The sequence below is a fragment of the Arenibacter sp. 6A1 genome, assembly GCF_012272855.1.
Classification (GTDB): Bacteria; Bacteroidota; Bacteroidia; order Flavobacteriales; family Flavobacteriaceae; genus Arenibacter.
This window is the reverse complement of sequence record NZ_JAAXCQ010000005.1, coordinates 53,637-67,285: the sequence shown is the minus strand read 5'-3', so window position 1 is coordinate 67,285 and position 13,649 is coordinate 53,637. Positions and strand designations below refer to the sequence as shown.

At 39.7% G+C, this 13,649-nt stretch carries 11 protein-coding genes; 9 read left to right on the top strand and 2 right to left on the bottom strand.

The features are described 5' to 3' along the window. The first annotated feature begins 12 nt into the window (after window positions 1–12). From gldM to HCG49_RS05600, 3 genes are all read left to right on the top strand, one after another. On the top strand, window positions 13–1,581 hold the full coding sequence (gene gldM / locus HCG49_RS05610) for a gliding motility protein GldM (RefSeq protein ID WP_168468562.1): 1,569 nt from the start codon (window positions 13–15) through the stop codon (window positions 1,579–1,581). Window positions 1,582–1,679: 98 nt separating this feature from the next. Next, window positions 1,680–2,582, top strand: a complete 903-nt coding sequence (gene gldN / locus HCG49_RS05605; protein ID WP_168468561.1) for a gliding motility protein GldN — start codon at window positions 1,680–1,682, stop codon at window positions 2,580–2,582. A 94-nt stretch (window positions 2,583–2,676) separates the two neighbouring features. Beyond that, a complete protein-coding gene (locus tag HCG49_RS05600; protein ID WP_168468560.1) occupies window positions 2,677–3,732 on the top strand; it encodes an NAD(P)/FAD-dependent oxidoreductase in 1,056 nt (351 codons plus the stop codon). On the opposite strand, the gene HCG49_RS05595 is transcribed toward HCG49_RS05600, so the two are convergent. Beyond that, window positions 3,722–4,111 carry a DUF983 domain-containing protein gene (locus tag HCG49_RS05595; protein WP_168468559.1) on the bottom strand — a complete coding sequence of 130 codons (390 nt, stop codon included), beginning with the start codon at window positions 4,109–4,111 and terminating at the stop codon, window positions 3,722–3,724. The genes HCG49_RS05600 and HCG49_RS05595 overlap by 11 nt on opposite strands. 63 nt (window positions 4,112–4,174) lie before the next feature. Here HCG49_RS05595 and HCG49_RS05590 point away from each other — a divergent pair, with 63 nt between their 5' ends. The 3 genes from HCG49_RS05590 (at window position 4,175) to HCG49_RS05580 (ending at window position 7,615) form a co-directional block, all read left to right on the top strand. After that, on the top strand, window positions 4,175–6,088 hold the full coding sequence (locus HCG49_RS05590; RefSeq protein ID WP_168468558.1) for an ABC-F family ATP-binding cassette domain-containing protein: 1,914 nt from the start codon (window positions 4,175–4,177) through the stop codon (window positions 6,086–6,088). A gap of 278 nt (window positions 6,089–6,366) precedes the next feature. After that, window positions 6,367–7,272 (top strand): hypothetical protein, encoded by a 906-nt coding sequence (locus tag HCG49_RS05585; protein WP_168468557.1) that lies wholly within the window; start codon window positions 6,367–6,369, stop codon window positions 7,270–7,272. Between the two features lie 160 nt (window positions 7,273–7,432). Beyond that, the gene (locus HCG49_RS05580) at window positions 7,433–7,615 is read left to right on the top strand and encodes a CPXCG motif-containing cysteine-rich protein (protein ID WP_168468734.1); all 183 of its coding nucleotides are present in this window, start codon (window positions 7,433–7,435) and stop codon (window positions 7,613–7,615) included. Window positions 7,616–7,927: 312 nt separating this feature from the next. On the opposite strand, the gene HCG49_RS05575 is transcribed toward HCG49_RS05580, so the two are convergent. After that, window positions 7,928–10,648: a M16 family metallopeptidase gene (locus HCG49_RS05575; RefSeq protein ID WP_168468556.1), complete on the bottom strand. Its 2,721-nt coding sequence runs from the start codon at window positions 10,646–10,648 to the stop codon at window positions 7,928–7,930. A gap of 163 nt (window positions 10,649–10,811) precedes the next feature. On the opposite strand from HCG49_RS05575, the gene HCG49_RS05570 reads away from it, so the two are divergent. From HCG49_RS05570 to HCG49_RS05560, 3 genes are all read left to right on the top strand, one after another. After that, entirely contained in the window at window positions 10,812–11,834 is a 1,023-nt protein-coding gene (locus HCG49_RS05570) for a formylglycine-generating enzyme family protein (RefSeq protein ID WP_168468555.1), read from the top strand. A 141-nt stretch (window positions 11,835–11,975) separates the two neighbouring features. Next, entirely contained in the window at window positions 11,976–12,527 is a 552-nt protein-coding gene (locus tag HCG49_RS05565) for a YceI family protein (RefSeq protein WP_168468554.1), read from the top strand. Window positions 12,528–12,653: 126 nt separating this feature from the next. Beyond that, window positions 12,654–13,649, top strand: coding sequence for an FAD:protein FMN transferase (locus tag HCG49_RS05560; protein WP_168468553.1), 996 nt, complete (start codon window positions 12,654–12,656; stop codon window positions 13,647–13,649).

The following is a 13,649-nucleotide window of genomic DNA, read 5'->3' as shown; positions in this document are numbered from 1 at the left end:
ACTAATTAGAAAATGGCAGGAGGAAAAGATACACCACGTCAGAAGATGATTAATCTTATGTATTTGATTTTCATCGCGATGTTGGCCTTAAACATGGGAAAGGAAGTGCTTTCGGCTTTCGGTCTTATGAACGAAAAGTTAGAAGCCTCTAACGTTAAGACCACCGAAAATAACATGGCTTTCCTTAGCGGATTGGAAACCAAAGCTTCGGAAAATAAAGAAAAATTTGGTCCCCTTTTAGAGGATGCAAAAAGAATAAAGGAATTGTCTCAAGAGTATTACCTCTATCTAGAAGGGCTGAAAAAAGAGATGATGGCCGATGTGAAGGATCCTAAGGATTATCAAGTAATGGACAAGACCGATTTCTTGGATCAACGGTTTTTTCAAGGAGATAATTTAAGTAAAGAAGGGCAAGAGTTCTTGGATAAATTGATAGCATACCGTACTCAGGTCTCTGAGGCTATGCCCGAGGCATTAAAAGATGTCAGGTCGTCTGTACAATCCAGATTCGAAACTGGCGATGCCAATGGAAAAGTAGAAAAAAGAGACGGTTCTAAACAGGACTGGTTAAACTACAACTTTGAAGGGTACCCTTTAGTGGCTTCCTTGACAAAAATCACTTCTTTGCAGGCCGATGTGAAGGCTACCGAAGAAGATGCCTTAAAAGCAATGCTGCAAGGCCAGTTGAGCAGTGAAGTATCCATGACCAATTATACCACTCTTTTAGAGCAGGAGAAGTCTGCTTTTTACGCAGGGGAAAAGTTTGTGGGTAACATTGTATTAGGCCGTAAGGATGCCTCGACAAAACCAAATGAGGTAAACTTAACCTTGGATGGTAGAAAATTGGTGGAAGGCACGGACTATGCCATCGAAGATGGAAAAGTTAGGTTAATGGTGAGCGCCGGTAGTGCCGGAGATCACAAGATAGAAGGTAATTTGGTGTTCTTACAAGATGGGGAGCGTACCGAAGTACCAGTGTCGTCTACCTTTGCAACGATAACCAAGCCAAATGCAGCCGTTATTTCTGCCGATAAAATGAATGTGGTGTATCGTGGGGTGGCAAACCCTATTACCATATCCATTCCAGGAATACCAGATAACAATGTGAGTGCTTCTGCGGCGGGACTAAGCAAACAAAGCGGTAGCAAGTATGTTATGAATCCTGGTACGGGAAGAACAGTGTCTATTACAGCCTCAGGAAAACTTCCAGACGGACAAACGATACGTACTTCTTCAGAATTTAGGATCAAAGATATTCCAAGACCTTCGGGATCTATCAGAGGGGAGTCTGGAACTGCCAAAATGGGTAAAAATAATTTGGAAATTGCTACCGTGGGGGCTCTTTTAGAAGACTTCGACTTTGATTTAAACCTTGCCGTAAGCGGATTTAAATTTAAAGTTCCAGGGCAGCCAACAGTGAGCGTCAACGGAAATAAATTGGATGCCAGAGCTAAGTCGGCCTTGCAAAGAGCAGGGCGTGGTGATGCCGTTCAAATATTCGATATAGAAGCGTATATTACGAATAATAAAAACTATAAGCTTAAAAAAGTATCTCCGGTAGTTGTGGAGATCACAAACTAGGAGCTAGTGATTTTGTAACATAAACCAGTACATAGTGAGGCTGCTACAATATGTACTGGATATTACATCTGAGCTATAAGAACTATAAATTTTAACAGATGAATTGGAAGAATGTTTTATTAATTGGTGCTGTAACGCTGTTACCGATATCTATTTCGGCTCAGGCAAATATTTTAAATGCCAAAAAACCGGAACAAATTGGATTAAAGACAGAAGCACAGAAGGAGAAAGATAATGACGCTCCGCTAAAATACGGCTATGTAGACGACAGGGATATCCTTTGGTCTAAAACCGTGTGGGAAGTGATAGATTTGGACGAGCGTGTTAATTTCCCATTGTACTATCCATTGGATACCATTGATATTGGTACCGATAGAAGGTCTCTGTACGATGTGCTGATTAAAAACATTAAAAATGGAAAGTTAAAAGACATCTATGTAGATTCTTATTTTACCGAAAAAAGAGAGTTTAAAGACCTAGAGGCTACCTTGCAAAAGGTAGATACCACCGATATGGGGTATGAGCAGTACAACGCAGGAGAACGGGTTTCTCCAGAGTATATCAACAGACGTAATATTGTGGCGGCAGATTTAGAGGAGTACCTAATTAAAGGAATGTGGTACTTTGATAAAAGACAGGGAGAACTTAAGTACCGCTTGCTGGGCATTGCTCCAGTGGCCCCGGATGTAAACTTTATAGATGATGATTCTATGGATTTGGCAGAGGCAAAAGTACCTTTGTTCTGGGTATGGTACCCAAGCGCAAGACAAATTTTGCACGAGGCAAAGGTATTCAATCAACGTAATTCTGCCCAACCAATATCTTTTGATATGTTGTTGAATTCTAGACGTTTCAATGCTACTATTTACAAGGAAGACAACGTGCATGGGGACCGTAGTGTAAAAGATTACATTTCCGATAATGCCCTGTTTCAGTTGTTGGAAGCCAAACGTATCAAAGAAACTATCAGAGATAGGGAACAAGATATGTGGGCTTACTAAGGACCTATAAAAAAATACAATTTATCTATATAAAAAAGAGGTTATCTTTCTGAGATAGCCTCTTTTTTTTTGTGCCTTTCACTACCTTTGGCCTATGGTAGATTATTTGGTAGTAGGCTTGGGATTAGCCGGAATTTCCTTTTGTGAGCATTTAGATAGGAACGGTAAGTCTTTTATGGCGATCAGTGACAATTCCCAAACCTCGTCCGTGGTGGCAGGCGGATTGTACAATCCGGTTATTTTAAAGCGATTTACCCTGGCATGGGACGCCCATGAGCAGTTAACGGAAGCCATCCCTTTTTATAATGCCATAGAAAGAAAGTTAAATGCCACTTTAGATTATAAAGTTCCGGTTTTGAGGCGTTTTGCCTCTATAGAGGAACAAAACTTATGGTTCGAGGCGGCAGACAAACCCAGTTTGGCACCTTTCCTTTCTACCAAAATACGGGTCAATACTAATGCTAGTATAGAAGCGCCGTTTGGGTATGGCGAAGTTTTACATACCGGCAGATTGGATACTCCAAAACTATTAAGCTCCTATGCTCATTATTTGAAAGAATCAAATAGGTTTTTACAAGAGAGCTTTTCTTTTAATACCCTTGAAATACAGGATGATAGTATAACCTACAAGGGTATAAAAGCTAAATATTTGGTGTTTGCAACCGGATTCGGGCTTCATCACAATCCTTATTTTAACTATTTGCCCCTCAATGGTACCAAAGGTGAGTTATTAACTATAAAGGCTCCAAAATTGAAGGAGGAAAATGTTATTAAATCTTCGGTTTTTATTATCCCTATGGGAGATGATCTGTATAGAATAGGCGCTACTTACAAGTGGAAGGACAAAACCAATACCCCCACAGAAGAATCTAAATTGGAGCTGATAGATAAGTTAAATACCTTTTTAAAATGCGATTACGAGGTAATAGACCAGGAAGCGGGAATACGGCCTACCGTTGGCGATAGGCGCCCTTTAGTGGGCAGCCATCCGATTCATAAAAACTTGTTCGTTCTCAACGGCTTGGGAACTCGGGGTGTAATGATAGGGCCCACAGCCGCTAAAAAATTATACGGTTATATAGAAAATAATATGCCTTTAGATGCTGAAATAGATATTGCCCGGTTTACAAAAAAGCACTTTAAGAGGTAATTTTAGTAGCTTTTGGATCGTAACTTATAAAGAAATTGATCCAAATGTTACGTGAGACTCGTATAATAAAAGGCATGAACACGAAAAGGGTGCCCAATATTGCATAAAAAGATTGCAATAGTGTTGTGTCAAAAAATACAAAGGAAATAATAAAGGCAGCCACAGAAAAGGCTACACCTACCCCATAACTAACATACATGGCCCCAAAAAAGAACGAAGGTTCTATTTTGTATTTTGTTTGGCATTGGGAACAACGCTCATGCATTTTAAATATATTAAGCATATTATAAGGGTTTTTATCCTTATACATGCTTTCTTCGTGGCACTTAGGACAAGTTCCTGTTAAAATGCTGTAGAGTTTGCTTCCTTTTTTTAACATTTGCAAAAGTTTTTCCAAAAATACGCTTTTGATAAGCGACTTAATAATACAATATTACAAATTATGCTGAATATCCATAACCTCTCTGTTTCATTTGGTGGAGAATACTTATTTGAAGAAATCTCTTTCCGATTACTGAGCGGTGATAGAGTTGGACTTATTGGAAAAAATGGGGCAGGGAAGTCTACCCTATTAAAAATATTGTCCAAAGATATGCCTATCGACTCTGGAACAATAGCCTCTGATAAGGATCTTAAAATGGGGTTCTTACGTCAGGATGTCGATTTTGAATTGGGAAGAACTGTTTTGGAAGAAGCTTACCAGGCTTTCGAAGAAATAAAAAGCCTAGAGTTACGTCTAGATGATATCAACCATCAATTGGCAGAACGTACCGATTATGAGAGTGAAGCCTACAATCAGCTGATTATTGATCTTAACGATGTAACCCATCACTACGAAATACTCGGTGGATACAATTACCAAGGGGAAACAGAAAAAGTGCTGTTGGGACTTGGGTTTAGACGTGATGATTTTGATAAAAAAACAGAAACCTTTTCGGGAGGATGGCGAATGAGGATAGAGTTGGCAAAGCTGTTGTTGCAAAGCAACGATGTGCTGCTTTTAGATGAGCCTACCAACCACTTGGATATTGAGTCGATCGTATGGTTAGAAAACTATCTTAAAAGCTATACGGGAGGGGTAATGATCGTTTCCCACGATAAAATGTTCCTAGACAACGTTACCAACCGTACCATTGAGATTTCCTTGGGTAGAATCTACGATTACAACAAACCCTATTCACAATATTTGGTGCTGAGAAACGAAATCAAACAGCAACAATTAAGTGCTCAGAAAAATCAGGCCAAGGAAATACAACAGGCAGAGCGACTGATCGAAAAATTTAGGGCCAAGTCAACAAAGGCTTCTATGGCGCAGTCCCTGATAAAGAAACTCGATAAGATAGAACGTATCGAGGTCGATGAGGACGATAATAGTGTGATGAATTTGAGATTTCAAGTTTCGGTGACCCCAGGAAAAGTGGTAACCGAAATAGAGAATTTATCTAAAAGCTATGGGGACAAACATGTGCTTCAGGGAATAGATCTTCTTATAGAAAGAGACTCTAAGACTGCCTTTGTGGGGCAGAACGGACAAGGGAAATCTACCTTGGCCAAAATAATGGTCGGAGAACTAGAGCACCAAGGACATTTAAAATTAGGACATAATGTGCAAATAGGATATTTTGCCCAGAATCAGGCAGAATATTTAGATGGTAACAAAACCATATTGGATACCATGATCGATGCCGCCAATGAAAAGAATAGGAGCAAGGTAAGAGATATCCTGGGATCATTCTTATTTAGGGGCGACGATGTAGATAAGTACGTAAAAGTACTTTCTGGAGGGGAAAGAAACCGTTTGGCCTTGGCCAAAATGTTGTTGCAGCCCTTTAACGTGCTTGTAATGGATGAGCCTACCAACCACCTCGATATTAAATCTAAGAACGTACTGAAACAAGCCCTTCAGAATTTTGACGGTACCCTGATATTGGTGTCGCACGATAGGGATTTTTTACAAGGCTTAACCAATAAGGTATACGAGTTTAAAGACGGTAAGATAAAGGAGTATTTGGGCGATGTTAATTTTTACTTGGAGCAGCGAAAGGTAGAAGACTTTAGAGCGATAGAAAAAAAGCAGACCATCAATATTAAAAAGGAAAAGCCCCAGGAGAAACAATTAAGTTTTGAGGAGCAGAAGAAACTTAAAGCTCTTAAGAATAAGCTGAGTAATATTGAGAGTGACATAGCAAAGCTAGAAAAACAGATCGCAGATTTAGACGATGATCTGCTGAAGGATTATGACGCTACGATGGCTAAACCTAACTTTTTTGAGAATTACGAGAAGAAAAAAAGAAATTTAGAAGCCCTAATGGCCGACTGGGAAGAATTGACCATGGAGCTAGAAGAGGTTTCCTAGGTTAAAATTGACTATTGGATTTTTGTGGTTTCACCACAAGATTTAAGGGTTTCACCACAAATACCATAGCTCAAAGGGTTCGTTATCGAGTATTTTTGCTGTTTATCTAAGAATAAACGAGGTTTGTGGTGTAATTCCTTCTTGCCTAGTGCTTTATTAAGCGTGTAATTGCCATAAAAAGCAAAGATATGAAATGAGCATGGCCGGAAACTGGTCGCAAATATGAATTCAGCTATGCGAATTACATATGACCTTTAAAAATCCATAAATAGCCTCATATGAAATCAGTTTGCCACAAACTCGCCCCCAAGTTTATAACAACTCTTCTTATATGTTTATTTGCATGTCACAACTTTGTAGAGGCGCAAGTATCTAAAAAGGAAAAAAACGCCTTAATAGCGCTTTTTGAGAACACCAACGGCGAAAGCTGGGTCCATAGCTGGGACGTACATACGGATGTTGCTTCTTGGCATGGGGTTCGTATTCAAAACAACAAAGTAGTGGGTTTAGACCTTTTTAGAAATAACCTTAGTGGTAGCTTGCCGCAGCAGATAGGAGATCTAAAACATTTGGAACAGCTTAATTTGGCTTTTAATAATTTAAAAGGCGAATTGCCAAAAAGCATAGGGAAACTGAGAAAACTACAGCTCTTAAAAATAGAGATGAACCAAATGAATGGACCTATCCCTACGGAAATTGGTGATATGGAGTCTTTGGTGAAATTTATCGCATTCAATAATTTCTTTTCAGGCGAAATTCCAGAAAGCATAGGGAATCTTTCTAATTTACAAGAGCTTAATTTATCTAGTAACGATCTGGCCGGTAAAATTCCTGTTGGCATAGGAACACTCACAAAATTAGAACGTTTGGGGCTTTTTCAAAATAGGTTAAACGGGGTTATTCCAGGCCAGTTGGGCCATTTAAAGCAATTAAAGGAACTGGTACTTGCTAACAACGACCTTGGGGGAGGCATTCCAAGGGAATTTGAACAGTTGGCAAATTTAGAAGTGCTTCAAATTCAGAATAACAATATTTTTTCCTTCGATAATATCCTCCACCTAAATACTACCAAGTTGTTGGTGTTGGATTATGATAGAGAGAAAGCCGATAACAGGTTTAAGGAGTTTGAGATCGATAAGACAAGGATGGCCGATACTAAATTTGAAGATGAAAAGATAGACTAATAAATACTTTCGTTAATTGATCTATGAGAGATGCCGCCGGTGTCTCTTTTTTTTTGATCGGATATTTTATGGTTTTATAAACCACCTTTGATCCTTTAGAAGTTTCTATATTTAAGTGGTCAATATTTTGCTATCTTGTGAGGAATGAACGAAAAATATGATGTACGAACACTATTTCCAATGTCCGTATTGCTGGGAAGAAATTTCCTTTTTGTTAGATCCTTCCATCTCCAAACAATCGTATGTAGAAGACTGTGAAGTGTGTTGCAATCCTATCGCTGTCTACCTCAGTTTTGATCAAGGAGTGCTAATGGATTTTGGTGCCGTAAATTTGGAACAGTAAAAAGATTGATCTGGCCCTTTAAAAAATGACTGCCTTACACCTGATGGGCGGTATTTAAAGGGGCATATCAATAAAAAATCCGGATGTAGTAATGAATATGTGTATTTTAATATCCGTATTTATTGGCATACTAATGTGGGCGTTCCCTCCTACGTCGGGCGGGCCCTTGGCTATATCCCTTGCTGCGCTGCGGGGATGCCGCCGCGGTCCCTAACGCATCATTGTGTTCCATTAATACAATCCTTCTATTTGAAAGAGAAACGAGGATGCAAACCCTTATACAGGGGCTTCTGAATAGTGGCCCCTAGGTTTCTAGGGAGCTTGAAAGTCCCCTGCATTGATTACAGTCCAGTTTTCAAAAGCTTGTACGTATTTTTGAATCACATTGTTAACATCGGAAACAGTTAAATCGCTAATTTTCTTTTCTAATAATTTTTGAAATTCTATCCCGCGGTTATAAAAGATGTTATTGTTAATGATACTAGCCAATTCTCCGTCTTTGGCCCTGGAAACATTTTCTTCCTGTATCCATCCATTAACGGCATTTTTAAGTTCTTCCTCGGTGATACCTTCATTGATAAAGCGATCAATTTCTTCTTTAAAACCAAGTTGAACCTTGTCGTAATTGGCAGGGGCATATATAGCGTATAAATACATGGCAGAATTTTCATCTTCCCTATTGGAATCAGCTTGGAACCCTGCGCCAGCCCCATAACTAACACCATCTTTTTGACGTAATCGCTCTGCTATTCTCGAGTTTAGGAATCCGCCTCCTAAAATGGTCGCGGCGATGTTGAGCGCTGGGTAATCTGGGTGGACATCGCTTATTTTTAGATGCAAACGACCAAGGGTCATGGCATTCTTTTTATCTGGGGTGATTATATTTTCATTGATTGCTATGGTAGGGAAATAGGGGTCTTTTAAGCGTTCGTAGGGGTGTTTGCCTTTAAACCCGGTAAATTCTTTTTCCATAAAATTCTTTACTTCTTGGGCTTGCATAGTACCAATGCCAACCATAATGGCCTTTCCTAAACCATAGAATTCAGAATGAAATTTTTGTATCGCTGCTATGGTTGTTGCCTTAATTGCGGCTTTTTCCTCTTCAACGGTCATGTTGTATAAGGGGTGTCCCTTGGCAAAGCGGTTTTCTATTTGTGCCATGCGTTTAGAGGCCAAGAATTGCGGTTCGCTGCTATTCATTTCTAAATAGGCCAACTGTTCTGTTTTTAATTTTTCCAATTCCTTGGGCTCAAAGGCCGGACTTTTTAACATTTCTGCCATTAGGGCCATCGAGGCCATTAGGTTTTCTTGGGTAGATACTACGCTTATATAGGTGTTTCCATTGCTGGCCCGAAAGCTTATAGATGATTTTAGCTTGCTGAGTTGATCCTCAATTTCTTGCCTTGTTTTATTTTTAGTGCCCTTGTTGAGCATACTGGCGGTTAAAGATGGTATTACCCCCTTGTTAGAAAGGGACACGGCATTGCCATTGCGAATACTGAAATTTACCCTGACCGTATTTCCTCGGTTGCTTTTTTCAATGATCCCGTATTCAATACCATTGGATAAGGTTCCAAGGGCTAGCCTTTTTTGGATCGCATCATAGGCAACGTCAAACGACTCTCCGGTACCCATATCTTCTCTCCCCTGGTAATTGGAGACAAGGGAATCCAGGTTTTCTGTATGGGCAATGCTAACCCGTTCGGGATGTTTGCTAGGGATAAATCTTCCGATGGTTCTATTGGTAGGAATAAAATATTTTTGAGCAACCTCATTGATCATTTCCAAACTCATATTTTCTATCCTGTCCCTATGGATAAAGTTAAGTCGCCAATCGCCGGCCCCAATAAACTCGCTCATATAGGTGCCCAAGTAAGCCGAATTTCGGCTTATTTGATCGATGCGTTTTAGCAAGTTGGCCTTGGCTCTTTCTAATTCTTGTTGGGTGATGGGGGTAGCCCTTATGCCATCTAAAGTGCTTTTTAAGATTTTTTCGGCATCATTGGCATTTTTATCCGAAGGGACATCTACATTGATATAAAGAAAACCTGGTTCCTTGGTAAAAGGAGAGAAGGCCCAAATAGAAGATGCTTTCTGGGTTTCGACCAATGCTTTGTACAGGCGGCCCGAGGGTTCGTCCGAAAGGATGTTCCCTATGATAGAAATGGCCGCATAATCTTCATGGGAACCAGCCGGCGTATGGTAGAGCGCCGAGGCAATTTGTAAATCCCCGACCCTGCTAATATGAACGGTTTTTTCCCCGTCCTGTGGAGGTTCTTCAGTATAAGAGTCCCTTAAAGGAATGGAGGGGTTTTCAATTTTCCCAAATTTTTCCTCAATCAAGGAAAGGGTTTTGCTCTCATCGAATTTCCCTGTTACCATTAGGACCGCATTGTCGGGGCGGTAAAATTTCTTATAAAAAGCTTGTAGGTTTTCAATGGGTACCCGTTCTATATCCGAACGGTTGCCTATAGTAGAATTGCCATAGTTGTGCCATACGAAAGCAGTATTGATTACTTTTTCCATAAGTACCCTTGTAGGGTCGTTTTCCCCACTCTCGAATTCATTTCTCACGACACTGAATTCGGAGTCAAGATCTTTTTTGGCGATAAAGGAATTCACCATTCTATCGGCCTCTAAGTCTAGGGCCCATTCCAAATTGTCGTCCGTTGCATTAAAGGATTCAAAATAATTGGTTCTGTCATACCAGGTAGTGCCATTGGGGCGGGCTCCACGAGCACTTAATTCTTTGGGAATGTCTGGATGGTTCGGAGTACCCTTAAAAACCATATGCTCTAAAAGATGGGCCATTCCTTTTTCTCCATATCCCTCATGACGAGAACCGACCAAATAGGTGATGTTTACGGTAATGGTCTGAGAAGAATTGTCGGGAAATAATAACACCTTTAATCCATTATCCATCCTATATTCGGTAATGCCTTCTACAGAAGCTATTTTTTTTAGTTGTCCATAACCTACAAAACAATTAAAAAATATCCCTATAAGAAAAATTGCTAAGAAATTGGTTTTCATGGCAGTGCGGTTTTATGGTTTAGTCAATATTACAAAAAATATGAACAGTTTTTAAGGGATATACCTCACAAACTTTTAAATAATTTAAGTAAAATGTAGCTTATTCTTATTTTTTTCAAATAATAGTAATAATTTTAGTGGTTGACGCTAATTAATCAAACCAATGCTTAAAATTAATCCAGGTTTACTAAAGCCTTCTTTATTTATTATTCCAGCCATTTTTATGTCCCTACAATCCTGTAAAACACAAAATACAGTGGTTCAGGGAAGTCCGAAAGCACCAGCTGCTCCGAAAGAATTTACAGAAAACATTCCAGCAACGGATATTTCCTTTGATATGGTACTGATCCCCGAAGGAAGTTTTATGATGGGGAGCCCGGCTTCAGAGCCCAATAGAAAAGCCGACGAAGGTCCAGTTAAAGAAGTGGCCCTAGATGCCTTTTGGATGGGGAAATATGAACTTACCTGGGAAGTGTTTGAACTCTTTTTTAAACAGAATAAGGAGTTGTTTCAGGAAATAGAAAAGGGCAAACTGGCAGATTTGGATGCTATCACCAGACCGAGTCCGCCTTATGAAGATCCGTCTTATGGAATGGGAAAGACAGGATATCCGGCCATTAGTATGTCTGCTTACTCAGCTTTGGTGTTCTGTAAGTGGTTAAGTTCTGTAACGGGCACTTTTTATCGTTTGCCTACAGAGGCAGAATGGGAATATGCGGCCAAGGCAGGGACCAATACCGCTTATTCTTTTGGGGACGATATCTCAAAAATAGACGATTATGCGGTTTATTATAAAAATTCCAATAATCAATACGCTAAGGTAGGTACCAAATTGCCGAACCCTTGGGGCTTGTATGATATGCATGGGAATGTCGCCGAATGGACCTTGGACGAATACAAGGAAAATGCCTATGCCAGTACCAAAGAAAATAATCCGTGGGTACAACCTACCGTAATTCACCCGAGAGTGATCAGAGGAGGGTCATGGGACGATGATGCTGAGGTGTTGCGATCTTCAAGGAGAGTAGCATCGAGCTTGAAATTACAGAAACGAGATCCGCAAATTCCGAAAAGCTTTTGGTGGAATACCGATTCTAATTTTATCGGATTTAGATTGGTAAGTCCAAAAACACAGCCTAGTGCAGAAGAACAAAAGAAATTTTGGCAGACGGTATTGGATGAATAAAAATGATTTGTACTCCTAAGTTTTAAATAGCGAAGGATGGCTAGGAGGACTTTTTGGAGAAGAAACCATATAAAACATAAAATAAACAACCACGGAGCTACTTTCCTATAGGCAATGTAGACTTCCATAAACGAAAAATACATGAAAAACATATTGTTATTGCTTCTTTTGTTACCAGTGGTTTTTATAAGCCAAGCACAAGAAAAATATTCCTTATCCCCAAAAAGTGTAGTCACCATTAATGGTAGCTCCACGGTAAGCGACTGGATAGTGGAGGCAAATGCCATGAAGGGAACAATTCAAAACAAAGAAAATCTTATCAAGGAGCTTACCTTAGAAGTAACAGTAGAAAAGATCAATAGCGAACGTGGAGCGTCTATGGATAAGAAACTCCATAGCGCTTTAAAAATGGAAGAACATCCGCAGGTGACTTTTAAATTAAAGGAACTAACAGAAAAGGATGCCGATGCTTCCAAGGGTACTATTAAGGGTTTGCTTACCATTGCAGGAGTGACCAAGGACGTTGTCCTTAGCTGTGAAATCCGTAAAACAGGCAAGGAGTATTTTATAAAGGGGAATAAAGAAATAAATTTAACAGACTATAATATAGCACCGCCAACAGCAATGTTTGGCCAAATAGTGGTAGGTGAAAATGTTACCGTAAATTTTGATTTGGTGTATTCTAAGGCCTAATTTTATTGTGTAAAAAAACGATCTAGTTGCTCCTGTTGATAAGTAGTATACCAGAGCGACTATTGTAGTTCATTGGGTTTCCTAGGAATCAAATAACGAATACATTACCCAGTTTAATAGGACGGTATGAAAAAAATGAATTACGTCTTTTTATGTTTTCTTCTTTGGTTTGGGGTAGCAAATTCGCAATCTAGATTTGAATATTCCCACCAACAAATGGGAACGCAAATCAGGTTGGTTTTCTATGCCCAAATTCAACAAAACCCCGATTCCATAGCGCAATTGGTATTCAATAGGATCGATGAACTGAACGGTGTTTTGAGTAATTATTTGCCCGATAGCGACCTGACAAGACTGAGTAAGACGTCAAAAATAAACGTGTCCGTTCATGACGACTTGTTCAATATTTTACAGCTATCCGTACAATATGGTCAAAAGACCCATGGCGCCTTCGATATCACCATGGGGCCCTTAATAGCGCTTTGGAAGACGACGAGAAAAACAAAGGTGTTGCCAACAACAGAACAGATACAACTGGCCATGAAGAATACTGGCTCTCACAATATTCATTTTCCATCACTAAATGTAGTAAGCATACAAGGAGACGCCATGCAATTAGATTTTGGGGGGATAGGAAAAGGGTATGCTGCCGATGAAGCGATAAAACTTTTACAGCAAAACGGAATATCATCGGCAATGGTAGACATGGGAGGCGATATCACGGTCAGTGATCCACCGGCCGATAAAGATTATTGGGTTGTAGGGTTTGGCTATTATAACAAGGAAGGAAAGGAGATAGTACAAAGGATCAAATTAAAAAATAGGGCAATAGCTACTTCTGGCGATTTGTACCAATATGTATGGGTAGATGGAAAACGGTACTCCCATATCATAGATCCAAAATCGGGAATGGCATTGAGTAATAATATACAAGTTACCACCATAGCTCCCAATGGAAGTATGGCCGATGCCTATGCCTCGGCTTTTAGTGTAGGAGGCCAAGAAAAGGCTGGTTTGATAAAAAATGGGAATACAGCAGTGGAGTTTTTTATGGTTTCCGATGTTCCGGGGAATTATCAACAACTGAATTCTGTTGGTTTCGAAGATTTTTTACTTAAATAG